The organism is Geothrix sp. 21YS21S-2, from assembly GCF_030846775.1.
Taxonomy (GTDB): domain Bacteria; phylum Acidobacteriota; class Holophagae; order Holophagales; family Holophagaceae; genus Mesoterricola.
In genome coordinates, this window is sequence record NZ_CP132910.1 from 4,267,578 (window position 1) to 4,282,947 (window position 15,370).

At 71.2% G+C, this 15,370-nt stretch carries 11 protein-coding genes; 9 read left to right on the plus strand and 2 right to left on the minus strand.

From position 1 onward, the window contains the following. Positions 1–137: 137 nt before the first annotated feature. From RAH40_RS18860 to RAH40_RS18900, 9 genes are all read left to right on the plus strand, one after another. On the plus strand, positions 138–2,639 hold the full coding sequence (locus RAH40_RS18860) for a zinc-dependent metalloprotease (protein ID WP_306599154.1): 2,502 nt from the start codon (positions 138–140) through the stop codon (positions 2,637–2,639). Between the two features lie 197 nt (positions 2,640–2,836). After that, the gene (locus RAH40_RS18865; protein ID WP_306599155.1) at positions 2,837–3,961 is read left to right on the plus strand and encodes a fatty acid desaturase; all 1,125 of its coding nucleotides are present in this window, start codon (positions 2,837–2,839) and stop codon (positions 3,959–3,961) included. Positions 3,962–4,116: 155 nt separating this feature from the next. Continuing rightward, the gene (locus RAH40_RS18870) at positions 4,117–5,361 is read left to right on the plus strand and encodes an efflux RND transporter periplasmic adaptor subunit (protein WP_306599156.1); all 1,245 of its coding nucleotides are present in this window, start codon (positions 4,117–4,119) and stop codon (positions 5,359–5,361) included. 18 nt (positions 5,362–5,379) lie between these two features. Continuing rightward, positions 5,380–6,075: an ABC transporter ATP-binding protein gene (locus RAH40_RS18875; RefSeq protein WP_306599157.1), complete on the plus strand. Its 696-nt coding sequence runs from the start codon at positions 5,380–5,382 to the stop codon at positions 6,073–6,075. A gap of 11 nt (positions 6,076–6,086) precedes the next feature. Next, on the plus strand, positions 6,087–8,495 hold the full coding sequence (locus RAH40_RS18880) for an ABC transporter permease (RefSeq protein ID WP_306599158.1): 2,409 nt from the start codon (positions 6,087–6,089) through the stop codon (positions 8,493–8,495). Between the two features lie 2 nt (positions 8,496–8,497). Then, a complete protein-coding gene (locus RAH40_RS18885; RefSeq protein ID WP_306599159.1) occupies positions 8,498–10,891 on the plus strand; it encodes an ABC transporter permease in 2,394 nt (797 codons plus the stop codon). A 26-nt stretch (positions 10,892–10,917) separates the two neighbouring features. Then, complete coding sequence (locus tag RAH40_RS18890) at positions 10,918–12,279, plus strand: sigma-54 dependent transcriptional regulator (RefSeq protein ID WP_306599160.1); 1,362 nt, start codon at positions 10,918–10,920, stop codon at positions 12,277–12,279. After that, positions 12,276–13,601, plus strand: a complete 1,326-nt coding sequence (locus tag RAH40_RS18895) for a PAS domain-containing sensor histidine kinase (RefSeq protein ID WP_306599161.1) — start codon at positions 12,276–12,278, stop codon at positions 13,599–13,601. The genes RAH40_RS18890 and RAH40_RS18895 overlap by 4 nt, the downstream gene beginning before the upstream one ends. Before the next feature lie 106 nt (positions 13,602–13,707). Beyond that, entirely contained in the window at positions 13,708–14,301 is a 594-nt protein-coding gene (locus tag RAH40_RS18900) for a hypothetical protein (RefSeq protein ID WP_306599162.1), read from the plus strand. A gap of 20 nt (positions 14,302–14,321) precedes the next feature. On the opposite strand, the gene RAH40_RS18905 is transcribed toward RAH40_RS18900, so the two are convergent. After that, a complete protein-coding gene (locus RAH40_RS18905; RefSeq protein ID WP_306599163.1) occupies positions 14,322–14,819 on the minus strand; it encodes a hypothetical protein in 498 nt (165 codons plus the stop codon). A gap of 11 nt (positions 14,820–14,830) precedes the next feature. Then, positions 14,831–15,361 carry a hypothetical protein gene (locus RAH40_RS18910; RefSeq protein ID WP_306599164.1) on the minus strand — a complete coding sequence of 177 codons (531 nt, stop codon included), beginning with the start codon at positions 15,359–15,361 and terminating at the stop codon, positions 14,831–14,833. Positions 15,362–15,370 lie beyond the last annotated feature (9 nt).

A 15,370-nucleotide genomic window follows, 5' to 3' on the forward strand; every position in this document is an offset into this window, starting at 1 on the left:
TCCCAACTGGACGGTTTCCGGGAAGCCCCACTGGACCAGCCGCGCACGTCAACCCCGGCGCACCATGGCGTATCCCTTGATCCGTGCATCAAGGCCGGGCGGAGCGTTGCCTGACCGGCCGAACCCAGGAGAATCAAATGTCGAGCCTGCCCCTCAAACCCTTCGCAGCGGCCATGGTGGCCTTCGGACTCGCGGCCCAGTCCCCGCGGCCCGCGGGCCATTCCCAGGAACCCAGGCCGCCCGTCCCGCTGGGCCAGGCGCAGGCCGGTCCCCGTGCGGCGGAAGGGGAGGTGAAGGCCTACGACAAGGTCATCACCTCCGAGTTCAGGACCCAGGATGGCCTTTTCCGCGTGCATTCCAGCAAGGGCAAGTACCTCCTGGAGATCCCCAGGACCGAGCTGGGCAAGGAGATGCTCCTGATCGCCAGCATCAAGGGCAGTCCTTCCTCCGTGGGCTTCCCAGGCCAAAGCGCGGGCGACTTGACGGTCCGGTGGGAGCTACGCGAGAACAAGGTGCTCCTGCGGCTCTGCAGCCACGCCGCCCTGGCCGATCCCTCCACCGGGCTGGCCCGCAGCGTGCAGGCCATGGAAACCGCGACCATCATGAGCGCCTTTGCCGTGGAGGCCTTCGCCAAGGACGGGGCGCCGGTCATCGACGTGACCCGGTACTTCGGCGGCGACATCAGCGAACTCGGCGTCAAGGGGGCCGTGCAGGGAAGCGCCCTGGACGCCGGCCGCTCCTTCATCGAGAAGGTGAAGGCCTTCCCCGACAACCTCAACGTCGAAAGCCTGCTCACCTACAACGCCAGCCCCTCGCCCTTGCCCGCCGGCGGCCCCGCGGGCCCACCCCGCGCCCGCACCGCCCAGGTGACCTACTCCATGGTCCGGCTCCCCGAGGTGCCCATGATGCCGCGCCTGGCCGATGATCGCATCGGCTTCTTCGGCTATGAAGTCCTGGATTTCGGCAGAGAGGACCAGGAGGCCCTGAAGCGCCGCTTCATCTCGCGCTGGCGCCTGGAGAAGAAGGATCCGCAGGCCCCCAGGAGCGAACCGGTCAAGCCCATCATCTTCTACATCGATCCTGCCACGCCCGCCAAATGGGTTCCCTTCCTCAAGCGCGCCGTGGAGGCCTGGCAGCCTGCCTTCGAGGCCGCCGGTTTCATCCATGCCATCCAGGCGCGGGAGGCCCCGAAGGATGATCCCGACTGGTCCATGGATGACGCCCGCCATTCGTGCATCCGGTGGATCCCTTCGGCGATCGGCAACGCCCGGGGGCCCCACGTCACGGATCCGCGCAGCGGGGAGATCCTCGAATCCAAGATCGAGGTCTACCACAACGTCATTCAGAGGGTGACGGACTGGTACTTCACGCAGGCCGCCCCGCTGGACGCCCGCGCCCGGCGCCTGCCCTTGCCGGATGACCTGATGGGTGAACTCATTGCCTACGTGGTCTCCCACGAAGTGGGCCACACCCTGGGCCTGCCTCACAACTTCAAGGCCAGCTCCCAGTACAGCCTGGCCCAGATCCGGGACAAGGACTGGGTCCGGCGCAACGGCCACGTCTCCACCCTCATGGACTACTGCCGGTTCAACTACGTGGCCCAGCCGGAGGATGGCATCGATGTCCAGGACCTGATCCCCCGGATCGGCCCCTATGACCTGCTGGCCGTGCAGTGGGGCTATACGCCGGTGGCGGGGGCCCGGACGCCGGACGAGGAGAAACCGTTCCTGGATTCCCTGCTCGAGGTCCAGAAGACCACCCCCTGGCTCCGCTTCAGCGATCCGCGTTCGGAGGGCACGGATCCCGGCGACCAGAGCGAGGCCGTTGGCGATCAGGATGCCGTTCAGGCGACCACTCTTGGACTGAAGAACCTCAAGCGTGTCCTGGATCTGGTGCCCTCCGCCAACGCCCCCGGCAGCCTCGACAAGCTGGAGCATTCCTATCAGGCCGTTCTGGGGCAGTGGGGCCAGGAACTGGCCCACGTGGTTCCCCTGGTGGGGGGATGGGACCCGGCTCCCGTTCCCGGGCCTGGGAACAGGTCCCGGTTCACGCCTGTCGCCCAGGAACGGCAACGAAAGGCCGTGCAGTTCCTCATCGCCAACCTGTTCAGGACCCCGGCCTGGATCCTCCCGGACGCGATCCTGCGGACGCTTCAGCCCGGCAGTGGCCAGACGGAACTCCTCGGCTTCCAGCGCAATGTCCTGGTCAATCTGCTGAGCGCCCCCCGCACGGCCCGGCTGCAGGAACACGAGGCGATCCTGGGGAACAGGGCCTACACGGTGGAGAAGCTGCTGGCGGACCTCCGGGGCGGAATCCTCACCGAACTCGCCACCGGGGCAAGGGTCGACGGGTACCGCCGCAACCTCCAGCGGGTCTACGTGGACATTCTCGGCAGCCGCCTCACGACCTCATCCGCACCCACCACGGCCATGGGAGGCCTGGGCCCGGTGCGCCTGCGCTTCAACGCCAATGACGACACCCGGGGTGCCATCCGGTCCGAACTCAAGGCCATCCAGGGCCTTTGCGGAAAGGGGACGGACCGCACGACAAGGATCCACCTGGCCGACCTGAAGGACCAGATCACGCGCTACCTGGACCCCAGGCCGGCTGCCGGCCCCGCGGGCGGGAGCACCCGCTAGCCATTCCGCCTGGGCCGGCCCCAGGGCGGTCCAGCCTCCTCCAGCATGCCGCTCCTGGCGGCGCCCCTGATCGGCGCCCGTCCGACTCGGTCGTTCGTCCAACTCGATTTTTCCGTGGACTAATGAGCCGGATATTGTAGATATGCCCCATATGAACGATGATGGATGACCTTCGAGGCCGGGGGTCGGGAGTTCAAGTGCCTAATAAACGACATTGGGATCTTCTTAATACCTCGTTCCTCCTGGGAACCCTCGGCCTCGCCGCGGTCCTGGTGCCCCTGGAGTTCCGGCACTCCCTGACCCACTGGGGCGAATGGGTGGCCTTCGGGATCATGTTCTTCGCCATCGGCCTGGGCGTGACGGCCGGCTACCACCGCCTCTACAGCCACCGCACCTACCAGGCCTCCTGGCCCGTGCGGTTCGTCCTCCTGTGCCTGGCCGCGGCCAGCTTCCAGAACTCCGCCCTGCAGTGGTGCAGCAGCCACCGCATCCACCACCGCCACGTGGACCAGGAGCGGGACCCCTACAACAGCACCAAGGGCTTCTGGTACGCCCACTGGCTGTGGGTCATGCTGGCCGAGGGCACGCCCATCGAGGGCGTGGCGGACCTGGAGAAGGACCCCCTCGTGCGCTGGCAGCACAAGTACCACTTCCTCATCGGCGGAATCGTCGCCCTGATCCCCGCGGGGGTGGGCCTCCTGCGGGGCAACCTCGCCGGCTACCTCATCATCGGCGTGCTCCTGCGCATCGTGGTGACCCACCACACCACGTTCTTCATCAACAGCGCCGCCCACTTCTTCGGCACGCGGCCCTACACCGACACGAACACCGCCCGGGACAACGCCTTCCTGGCGCCCTTCACCTACGGCGAGGGGTACCACAACTACCACCACATGTTCCAGTGGGACTACCGCAACGGCGTGAAGTGGTACCAGTTCGACCCCACCAAGTGGCTCATCTGGAGCCTGGCCCTGGTGGGCCTGGCCCGGGGCCTGCGCCGGGTGCCGGACGCCGCCATCCGCCGGGCCCGCCTGGCCATGGAGGAGAAGACCCTCCTGGCGAGCCTTGCCGCGCGCTCCCCCGCCGCCGACCGCCTCGTGGCCGCCCGGGCCCGCCTGGATCACGCCCTGGCCCGGATGCAGGAGCAGGTGGAAGGCTGGGAGGTCCGCAAGGCCGAGCGCAAGGCGCAGAAGCGCGAAGCCTGGGTGCTGAGGAAGGCCGAATGGAAGGCCGCCATGATCCAGTGCCGGGCGGAGGTGCGGGTGGCGTACTGGGAATGGAAGACCGCGCGCCTGGAAGTGCGGCGGCTCGCCTACGCCTAGAAAGGCCCGGTGATTGTGGGACGCCGCGTCCCGGAAGTGGGACGGCTCCGGGGCGCCCTGGCGGAACCCTGGAAGGCGATATATTGATTTAATGGGACTTGGCATTCAGGCACGGGTCTGGCTTCCTGGGGGGGCCAGACCTTCCGGAGCCGTTCATGGATATCGCCATCACCACCCCGCCCAGCCGCAAGAAGTACTACGCCTGGGGCGGCGCGGGCCTTGGCATCCTGGCGCTCACCATCGGGTTGGGGCGGCTGAAGCCGGCGGTGCCCTCCGTGGAGCGCCAGGGCATCCTCGTGGACACCGTCAAGCGCGGGCCCATGGTCTTCCAGGTGCGGGGCACCGGGACCCTCCAGCCGGTGGACGTGCGCTGGATCACCACCGGGTTCGACAGCCGGGTGGAGAAGATCCTCGTGTTCCCGGGGACCCCGGTGAAGGCCGACACCGTCATCCTCGAGCTCTCCAACCCCGAACTGCAGCAGGCCGCCCTGGACGCCCAGTGGCAGTTCAAGGCCGCCGAGGGGGAGCTGATCAGCGCCAAGGCCCGGGTCCAGGAGGCTCTCCTCGACAAGCGCTCCTCCCTGGCCACCGTGAAGGCCAGCTACGCCTCCGCCCGCATGGACCTGGACGCCAACGAGCGGCTCGAGAAGGAGGGGCTCGTGGCGCGCCAGGTGCTCCTGCAGGCCCGGGGCAGGGCCGAGGAGCTCACCACCCGCTACCAGATCGAGCAGGACCGCCTGAAGATCGGCGAGGCCTCCCTGGGAGCCCAGCTCGCCGCCAACAGCGCCAAGGTGGAGCAGGCCAGGGCCCTGTGGCTCCTGAAGGCCAGCCAGGTGGAGGCGCTCAAGGTTCGCGCGGGCCTCAAGGGCGTCCTGCAGCTTCTGCCCGTGCAGGTGGGCCAGCGCCTCGCCCCGGGCAGCACCCTGGCCAAGGTGGCCGAACCCTCGCGCCTCAAGGCCGAGCTGCGCATCAGCGAGACGCAGGCCAAGGACCTCGTCATCGGCCAGGCCGTCTCCGTGGACACGCGCAACGGGCTGGTGCAGGGGCGGGTGGCGCGCATCGACCCCGCCGTGGTCAACGGCACCGTCCTGGTGGACGCCAGCCTCGAGGGCGCGCTGCCCAAGGGCGCCCGGCCCGACCTTAGCGTCGAGGGGATCGTCGAGCTGGACCGCGCCGCCGACGGCGTCTTCGTCGGCAGGCCCGTGCAGGCCCAGGCCCACGGCACCCTCGGCCTCTACCGCCTCAGCCCCGACGGCTCCGAGGCCCAGCGCGTGCAAGTGAGGCTCGGGCGCGGCTCGGTCTCGACCATCGAAGTGCTCGACGGCCTCAAGCCCGGGGACCAGGTGATCCTCTCGGACACCAGCGCCTGGGACGCCTCCGACCGCATCCGGATCAAATAACCCCCTCCAGGAGTCCCCATGTCCCCCCGTTCCATCATCCAGCTCGACGCCATCCGGAAGGTCTTCACCACCGACGAGGTGGAGACCCACGCCCTCTCCGACATCCACCTGGAGGTCCAGGAAGGGGAGTTCATCTCCATCGCCGGCCCCAGCGGCTGCGGGAAGTCCACCCTCCTTTCCATCCTCGGCCTGCTGGACACGCCCACCCACGGCCGGTACACGCTCAACGGCAAGCCCGTGGCGGGCCTGAACCTCTCTGAGCGGGCCCGCATCCGCAACCACGAGATCGGCTTCATCTTCCAGAGCTTCAATCTCATCGGCGACCTCACGGTCTACGAGAACGTCGAGCTGCCCCTGGTGTACCGCGGCCTGCCCCTGGGCGAGCGCCGCACCCGCGTCATGGAGGCCCTGGAGGAGGTGGGCATGTCCCACCGCTCCAAGCACCTCCCCAGCCAGCTCTCCGGCGGCCAGCAGCAGCGCGTGGCCGTGGCCCGCGCGGTGGGGGGCCGGCCCTCCATCCTCCTGGCCGACGAGCCCACCGGGAACCTCGACTCCACCAACGGCGACGCCGTCATGGACCTCCTGAAGGAGCTCCACCGCCGCGGCTCCACCATCTGCATGGTCACCCACGACCAGCGCTTCGCCCAGCACGCCGACCGCACCATCCACCTGTTCGACGGGCGGGTGGTGGAGGAATCCCTGGCCAGGGCCTGACGGAGAATCCCATGCACCCCATCCTCGACGACCTCCGCCGCGCCCTGCGCTCCCTCCTCAAGAGCCCCGGCTTCACCGCCCTGGCGGTGCTGATCCTGGCGCTCGGCATCGGGGCCAACGCCGCCATCTTCAGCCTCGTGGACCGGGTGCTCCTGCAGCCGCTGCCCTACCCGGACTCGGACCGGCTCGTCGCCGTGTGGGGCGCCGTGCCCGTGCGGGACCGCTCCGACAACCCGCTCTCGGCCCCCGACTTCCTGGACTGGCAGCGGGACGCGGGCCAGGTGGAGGGCATGGCCGCCCTCACCAACGATTCCCTGAACCTCACCGGCGAGCAGGAACCCCAGGATGTCCCCACCGCCCGGGTCTCCTGGAACTTCTTCCGGGTCGTGGGGGTGCACCCGGTCCTGGGCCGGGACTTCCTGCCCGAGGAGGACCACACCGAGGGGCCCCGGGCCGTCGTCCTCATGCATGACTTCTGGGCCCGGCGCTTCGGCGCCGACCCCGGCATCGTGGGCCGCTCCATCCGCCTGAGCGGAATGGACACGACGGTGGTGGGAGTCATGCCCAAGGGCTTCCGCTTCAACCACCGCATCGGCGGCACCAGCATCCTGGTGCCCATGGCCTTCACGAAGGACCAGCTGGACCAGCGGGGCAGCCACTTCCTGGGGGCCGTGGCCCGGCTGAAGCCCGGGGCGACGGTCGCCTCCTGCGAGGCCGACTTCAAGCGCATCGCCGCCGCCCTCGCCACGGCCTACCCGGACTCCAACCGCCACTTCACCGCGAAGGTCGTGCGGCTCCAGGACCAGGTGGTGGTCAACGCCCGGGGGACCCTCCTGGTGCTGTGGGGCGCCGTGGCCTTCGTGCTCCTCATCGCCTGCGCCAATCTCATGAACCTCATGCTGGTCCGGAGCTCGCGCCGGCAGCGGGAGATGGCCATCCGCGCAGCCCTGGGGGCCGGCCCTCGCGCCCTGGTGTGGAGCGCCCTGGCCGAGAGCCTCGTGCTCGGCCTCATGGGAGGCGCCGCCGGCCTGTTCCTGGGCCACTGGACCCTGAACGGCCTGGTGGCCGTCCTGGGCAGCAATCGCGCGGGAATCGAACCCGTGCCCCTGGACGCGCGGGTGGTCCTGTTCACCCTCCTGCTTTCCCTGGGCGCCGCGGTCCTCTTCGGGCTGGTGCCCGCGCTCAACGCCGAACGGCTGCACCTCGCGGATTCCCTCAAGGAGGGCAAGGGCTCCGGCACGGCGTCCCACCCGCGCCTGCGGGGCCTCCTGGTGGCCTCCGAGACGGCGCTGGCCACCGCGCTGCTCATCGGGGCGGGGCTGATGCTCCGGAGCCTCGTGCACCTCCAGAACGTGGACCCGGGCTTCCGCTCCGACCATGTGCTCGTGGCGCGGATCACCCTCCCCCGCTACAAGTACAAGGACGCCGCCTCGCGCAACGCCTTCATGGTCGAACTCCAGCGCCGGCTGGAGGCCACCCAGGGCATCACCGCCGTGGGCTTCAACGACACGCCGCCCCTGGTGGGCTCGACCAGTTCGAGTTCCTACGACGTGGGGGACCAGGAGTCGGTGGATGGCCAGGAGGCCCTCAACCACCACATAACTCCGGGCTATTTCAAGGCCATGGGCATCCCGGTCCTCCGGGGCAGGGACCTCGCCCCCCAGGAAGCCGGGGCCATGCTCGTGAACGAGGCCTTCGCCCGCAAGCACTTCCCCCGCTCGAACCCCCTGGAGGGCAGGGTCTCCATGGACCGCAAGGAGGAGCCCTTCCTGCCCATCGTGGGCGTCGTGGGCGACGTGCGCCACGCCAGCCTGGCCAAGGGCGCGGTTCCGGAGATGTACTTCCCCATGGCCGGCCTCTCCACGGAGGGGTTCCCCATCCCCAGCTTCCTGGTGGTCCTGCGCACGGTTCCGGATCCGGTGGGCATGATCCCGGTGCTCAAGCGCGTGGTGCGTGAAGTGGACCCCGACCTGCCCCTGGGCCTTCCGCGGACCATGCAGACGGTCCTGACCCGGGACCGCCAGGACGCGCAGGCCCGGAGCATCCTCCTGGGCTCCTTCGCGGGGCTGGCGCTGCTCCTGGCGGCGGTCGGCATCTACGCGGTGGTGACCTTCCTCACCGCCCAGCGCACCCGGGAGATCGGGGTCCGCATGGCCATGGGCGCCCAGGTGCGGGACGTGCTGAAGCTGGTGGTGGGGCAGGGCCTTCGCATGGCCTTTGCCGGCGTGGCCGCGGGGGTCGCCATCTCCCTGGCCATGGGCCGGGCCCTGGACGCGCAGATCGCCGGCGTGAGGTCCTGGGACCCCGCGACCTTCGCCACGGTGGCGGGCCTGCTCGCCCTGGTGGGCGCCGTCGCCTGCCTCCTGCCCGCCCTGAAGGCCACGAAGGTGGACCCCATGGTGGCCCTGCGGAACGAGTGACGATGACCGGACTCGCCGACGACCTGAAATGGGCCCTCCGGTCCCTGGCGCGGACCCCCGGGTTCACGGTCCTGGCCGCGGTCCTGCTGGCGCTGGGCATCGGGGTGAACCTCGCCATCTTCACCCTGGTGGACGGCACCCTCCTCAAGCCCCTCCCCTACGGCAGGCCTTCGGGGCTGGTGGCCCTCTGGGAGCAGGTCCCCTCCCGGGCCATCCTGCGCGACTACTTCTCCGCCGCCGACTTCCTGGACTGGCAGCGGGAATCCACCCGGATCCGGGGCATGTGCGCGCTGAGCACCGGGGCGATGAACCTCTCCGGGGACCATGAGCCCGAGCGCGTGCGCCTGGGCCGGGTCTCCTGGAACTTCCTGGACGTGCTCGAAGTGAAGCCCGCCCTGGGCCGGGGCTTCCTGCCGGAGGAGGACGCCCCGGGCGCGGCCAGGGTGGCGCTCCTCACCCACGAGTTCTGGCGGCGCCACGGCGGCGATCCGGGCCTCGTGGGCCGGAGCCTGCGCCTGGACGGCAACGACGTCCTGGTCGTGGGCGTGCTGCCCCCGGGCTTCGACCTGGCCCACCGCGTGGGACGCTCGGAGATCTTCATGCCCCTGGCCCTGACCGGGGCCGAGCGCGCCAACCGCGGCCGCCACTGGCTCACCGCCGTGGCCCGGCTGCGGGACGGCGTCACGGCGCGGGAGGCCGAGGAGGAACTCAGGCCCGTCGCCGCCCGCATCCTGGCCGCATCGCCGGGCCTGGCCCACGGCCAGACGGTGCGCGTGGCGCCGCTGCGGGACGAGGTGGTCAAGGACGCCCGGGGCACCCTGTGGGCCCTCCTGGGGGCCGTGGGCTTCGTGCTGCTCATCGCCTGCTCCAACGTGGCCAACCTGCTCCTGGCCCGGGGCTCCCGCCGCAGCCTCGAGCTGGCGGTGCGCTCCGCCATGGGGGCGGGCCGCGCGCGGATGTTCCGCCTCCTCCTGGCGGAGAGCTTCCTCCTGGGCCTCCTGGGGGCCGCGCTGGGGTGGTTCGCGGCGCGGATGGTCCTGTCGAGCCTCGCGGCCCTCCTGGGGCTGCCCCCGGCCGCAGGCGGCCTCCCGGAGGCCCTCTTCGCCCTTGTGCTGTCCCTGGCCTCGGCCCTGCTTTCGGGGCTCCTGCCGGCCTCGCGCTTTTCCGCCGTGGATCCCGGTCCGGCCCTGAGGGGCGGCGTGCGCGCCTCGGGCACGCCCGGCCAGCACCGTCTCGCGGGCCTGCTGGTGGCATCCGAGACCGCCCTGGCCACGGCGCTGCTCATCGGCGCCGGCCTCCTCCTGCGCACCCTGGTCCACCTGCAGACCGTGGCCCCCGGCTTCGAACCCTCGGCCATCATCATCCAGGTGTCCCTCCCGGCCTCCAGGTACCCCGGCAACGCCGCCCAGGGGGACTTCGCCCGGCGCATCCAGGCCCGGCTGGAGGCCGTCCCCGGGGTGCTGGGCGCCTCGGTCATGGACAACCTCCCCCTTTCGGGCTCCATGCGCCAGGCCGGCTACGACCTGGAGCCGGGGGTGCCCTCCCAGGCCGACCAGCTGGCGTTCTGCTACCGGGCCGCCCCGGGCCTCTTCAAGGCCCTGGGCGTTCCGCTGGTGCGGGGCCGCGACTTCGAGCCCACCGACAAGGACGCCACCATCGTCACCGAGTCCTTCGCCCGGAGGCACTGGGGCGCCCAGGATCCGCTGGGGCGGAGGGTCTTCATCGACGCCGAGGACCGCCACGGCATGACCGTCCTGGGCGTCGCGGGCGACGTGCGGCACGAGTCGCTGGCCGTTCCCGCGCGGCCGGGCTTCTACATGCCCCTGCTGGACCCGGGCCCCGCCTACATCACGGCGCCCGGCCTGGTGCTGGTCGTCCGTGCCGCGGCGCCCCCCGCCGCGCTCCTGCCCTCCTTCCGGCAGGCCCTGCGGGAGGTGGATCCCGACCTGCCCCTGGGCCCGGTCCGCACCATGGCCGACCTCATGGACCTGAACCGCAAGGATGCCCGCGCCCGGGGCATCCTCTTCGGCGGGTTCGCCGTGCTGGCCCTGGTGCTGGCCGGCGCGGGGATCTTCGGGGTGGTGAGCTACCTCACCGGCATGCGCCGGCGGGAGATGGGCATCCGCGCGGCGCTCGGCGCGGACCGCTTCGACCTCCTGGGCCTGGTGGTGGGCCAGGGCCTGCGCATGGTGGCAGCGGGAGGCGCCGCGGGCCTCGTCCTGGCCTTCGCCCTGGCCCGGGGCCTCCAGTCCCAGCTCCACGGGGTGGGTCCCCTGGACCCGGTGGCCTACGGGCTGGCCGCGGGACTCGTGGGCCTGGGGGGCGTCCTGGCCTGCCTGGCCCCGGCCCTGCGCGCCGCGCGCGTGGACCCCGCCGTGGCCCTGCGCGCGGAGTAGGATAGTACGGACCCCGGAACCCCACCATGCCCTCGAACGCCCCCCGCATCCTGATCACCGACGACCAGCCCGATGTTCGCGAGAGCCTGAGGCTCCTCCTGAAGTCCGAGGGCTTCAGGACCGACACCGCGGCCTCCCCGGAGGCCGCGCTCGCGGCCCTGGACGCGGGCCGGCCCGACCTGGTGCTCATGGACATGAACTACAGCCAGGACACGACTTCCGGCGTGGAGGGCCTGGCCCTGCTGGAGGGCATCCAGGCCCGGGAGCCCGGGCTTCCGGTGATCGTCATGACGGCCTGGGGCAGCATCGACCTGGCCGTGGAGGCCATGCGGCGCGGCGCCAAGGACTTCGTGCAGAAGCCCTGGGAGAACGCCCGGCTCCTGGCGACCCTGCGCACCCACCTGGAACTGGCCGCGGCCCTGCGGAAGAGCCGGCGCCTGGAGGCCGAGAACCGCATCCTGCGCGAGGGCGCGCCGGCCATCGTGGCCGCCTCGGAGGCCATGGTCCACGTGATGGAGATGGTGCGCCGCATCGGGCCCTCGGACGCCTCGGTGCTCATCACGGGCGAGAACGGAACGGGCAAGAGCCTCCTGGCCCAGGCCCTCCACGCCGCCAGCTCCCGGTCGGACAAGCCCCTGCTCACCCTCAACGCGGGCGGGCTCTCCGAAGGCGTGCTGGAGTCCGAGCTGTTCGGCCACGTCAAGGGCGCCTTCACCGACGCCAGGACGGAGCGCGCCGGGCGCTTCGAGCTGGCCGACGGCGGCACCCTCTTCCTGGACGAGATCGCCAACGCCCCGCTGGCCCTGCAGGCCAAGCTCCTGCGGGTGCTGGAGACCGGGGAGTTCGAGCGGGTGGGGTCGAGCCGCACCCTGCGCGCCGACGTGAGGATCCTCAGCGCCACCAACGCCGACCTGGACGCCGAGGTGGCCGCGGGGCGCTTCCGCCAGGACCTGCGCTTCCGGCTGGACACCATCGAGCTGCGCGTGCCCCCCCTGCGCGAGCGCCCCGAGGACATCCTGCCCCTGGCCACGCGCTTCCTGGAGGAGAAGGCCGGGCGCTACCGCAAGGCCGTCGCGGGCTTCGACGCCGGCGCCCAAAAGGCCCTGCTGGCCCACCCCTGGCGCGGCAACGTGCGCGAGCTGGCCCACGCCGTGGAGCGCAGCCTGCTCATGGCCCCCGGCCCGTGGATCACGGCCCCCGACCTGCTGCTGGGCGCGAAGGGCGCCGCGGCGCCCGCCCTGGACGACCTGAGCCTGGAGGACATGGAGGCTCTGCTCATCCGCAAGGCCCTGGCCCGCCACGGCGGGGCCACCGCGGCCGCGGAGGCCCTGGGCCTTTCCCGCAGCGCGATGTACCGCCGCATGGCCAAGCTCGGCATCTCCGCATGACCCACGACCGGCGGATGCAGCTCCAGGCCCTCCTGGGCGCGCTGCCCGCCGTGGCGCTCTCGGGGCTCCTCCTGGCGCGCAGCCCGTGGCCCTGGCCGGCCCGGGCCCTGCTCCTGCTGGCGGCGGCCGGGGCGGCGTGGATCGCCGCCCGCTCCATCCGCGCACGGGTGCAGCGTCCCCTGCAGACCCTCTCCAACCTCCTGGCCGCCATCCGCGAGGGCGACTACTCCTTCCGCGCACGGGAGCCGGCCCTGGCCGACGCCCTGGGCTCGGTGTACCACGAGCTCAACACCCTCAGCGAGCTCCTGCAGCAGCAGCGCATGAAGGCCATGGAGGCCACGGCGCTCCTGCGGGCGGTGATGGCCGAGATCGACGTGGCCGTTTTCGCCTTCGACGGGGACGGCCTGCTGCGGCTGGTGAACCGGGCCGGGGCGCTGCTGCTGGGCAGCCCCCAGGAGCGGCTCCTGGGCCGGCCCGCCTCCGAGCTGGGGCTGGCCGGGGCCCTGGAGGGCGAGGCCTCGGTGCTGGCCGACATGGCCTTCCCGGGGCGCGCCGGGCGCTTCGAGCTGCGCCGGGGCACCTTCAGGCAGGGGGGGCGCGCCCACCGGCTCCTGGTGCTCTCCGACCTCACCCGGCCCCTGCGGGAGGAGGAGCGCAAGGTGTGGCACCGGGTCATCCGCGTCCTGGGCCACGAGATCAACAACTCCCTGGCCCCCATCCAGTCCCTGGGCGAAAGCCTCATCCGCATCCTGGAGCGCCAGGGCGAGGACTGGATGGACGACGCGCGCCAGGGCCTGGGCATCATCGCCTCGAGGGCCCAGGGCCTGGGGCGGTTCATGGAGGGCTACACCCAGCTGGCGCGCCTGCCGGAGCCCCGCAGGGCCCCCGCCGACCTGGAGTCCCTGGCCCGGCGCGTGGCCGGGCTGGAGCAGCGCCGGCAGGTGCGGGTCCTCCCGGGCCCCCCCGTGACCCTGCAGGCCGACGGCGACCAGATCGCCCAGGCCCTCATCAACCTCGTGCGCAACGCCGTGGACGCCGGGGAAGGGCCCGTGGACCTGCGCTGGTCCCTGCACCCCGGCGCCGTGGAGATCCTCGTGGAGGACCGCGGCCAGGGCCTGCCCACCGGAGGGAACCTCTTCGTGCCCTTCTTCACCACCAAGTCCGGCGGCAGCGGCATCGGCCTGGTGCTGAGCCGCCAGATCGCCGAGGCCCACGGCGGGAGCCTGGTGCTGGCCAACCGCGAGGACGGACCCGGGGCCCGGGCCGTCCTGCGGCTGCCGCTGGACCCGGATGCCGACGCTTCTCCCGCCCCGGGAACCTGATAGGGTTGAAGGATCCCAGCCTTCCTGTCTTCGCCCGGATCCATCGGCCGGCCCCGGCCGGGTCATGCCGCGCGATCCCAGGGCCTTCCCAGGATCGGAGCGATCGATGAACGACAGAATGAAAGCCTTCCTCCTCGCGGCGATGTGCGCCCCCCTCCTGCACGGCCAGGGCGCCGCCTCGCGCGTGGGCATCGCCGCCGGGTACGCCATCCCGACGGAGCTCCACGCGGCCAATGCCCTCGTCGCGGGGCTCAACGTGTATTTCCGGTCCCAGGGGCGCCTGCGGCTGGAAGGCGTCACCTTCGGTCCGAACCGGACCTGGGACACCTGGACGACCATGGAGAGCAAGGGCAGCGCCGTCACGCTCGGCTGCGACTGGATGCCCGGCAACGGGAAGGTGCGTGCGATCCTGGGGATCGGCGCCATGGCGTGGTCCCAGACCCTGGGCCAGCAGGCCATCGGGCCCAATGGAGGCGCCTCGTTCCGGACCTACGGGGGGAAGCGGTCCGGAGCCTCCATCGTGCCGGCCGCGGGGGTCCAGGTCAGGCTCACCCGGCAGCTCGCCCTGGAGGCCCGCTACGCCGCCGCGATCAATACGGGCCGGCACGACTACAACCTGAGCTACCAGGTGGGGAACGAGGAGCGCCCGATGAGCTACTTCGCGGTCAGCCTCGAGTACCGTTTCCCCAGGTTCCACTGACCCCCCGGAGCGCCGGAAGGCTATTTCCGCCGGCTGGTACCTTCGACGTAGGTGGTGAACGCGTCCGGCTTCCCCGGAGGCGCGATGGCGAAGGCCACGGAGACCACCCCGTCCCCCCTGCTCCGGTAGGTCAGCCTGAAACCCGGCCCCGGTCCCGCCTCGCTCTGGAACGCCACCCCTTCGCCCTTGGCCAGCACCGCGGCGTCGTAGCGGATCACGTGGCCCTCGTTGTCCAGGTAGAAGGCCTTGAGCTTCCCGCCCTCGGCGTAGACGGTCATCAGGTCCTCATGGCGTGCGGCCGGGCGTCCGTTCCGGGCGGGATAGTCCGCGAAGCTCCGGCGCACCAGCGCCTTGCCGTCCAATTCGAACCGGAAGGAGAACGCGCCGGACGCCTTGCCGGGTTCGCCTGAACCCTCTCCCTCCCAGTCGCCGGCGAGAAACCGCACGGGCGCGAAGGGGTCCGGCGCCTGGGCAACCAGGGCCGCGCAGGCGAGCGAGAAAAGGGCAGTGCGGAGCATGGGACGTCCTTTCACCTGGCGGGCACACGCTTGAACACGGTCGTGGCGTAGACGGCGTAATCCTTGCCCGGCGGGGCGATCTCGAAGGTCTCCCGGAATTCGTCCGGCGAGACCAGGTCGTAGGCTTCCCGGGCCCGCCAGCGGCTGTCCAGGTTCTCGAAGGCTTCCGACACGAAGACCAGGCGCTTCGGGGAGCTCAGGTCCTCGTCGAAGGCGTACTGGTTGACGAAGCTCTCCTGGTGGAACTGGCGCACCACGAGGCGCTTCCTCTTCTTGTCGTAGCTGAACATGCTCCAGTGCTCATGCACCTCGCCCGGCTTGCCTGCGGCGGTGGGCAGGTAGGTGGAGACGTTGCGCTCGTGGAGGAACTTCGCCCCCATGACGAAACGGTAGGTCCTCTGGGCGGTGCCCGTGCCGGGTTCGCCCGAGGAGACCCCGGTCCACTCCCCCGACAGGAACCGCACCGGCGCCCAGGGATCCGGGGTGAGCGTCTGGGCCTGGGCGCACAGGGCGAAGGCGAAGGGAAGCAGGAATGCGCGCATGGGTTCCTC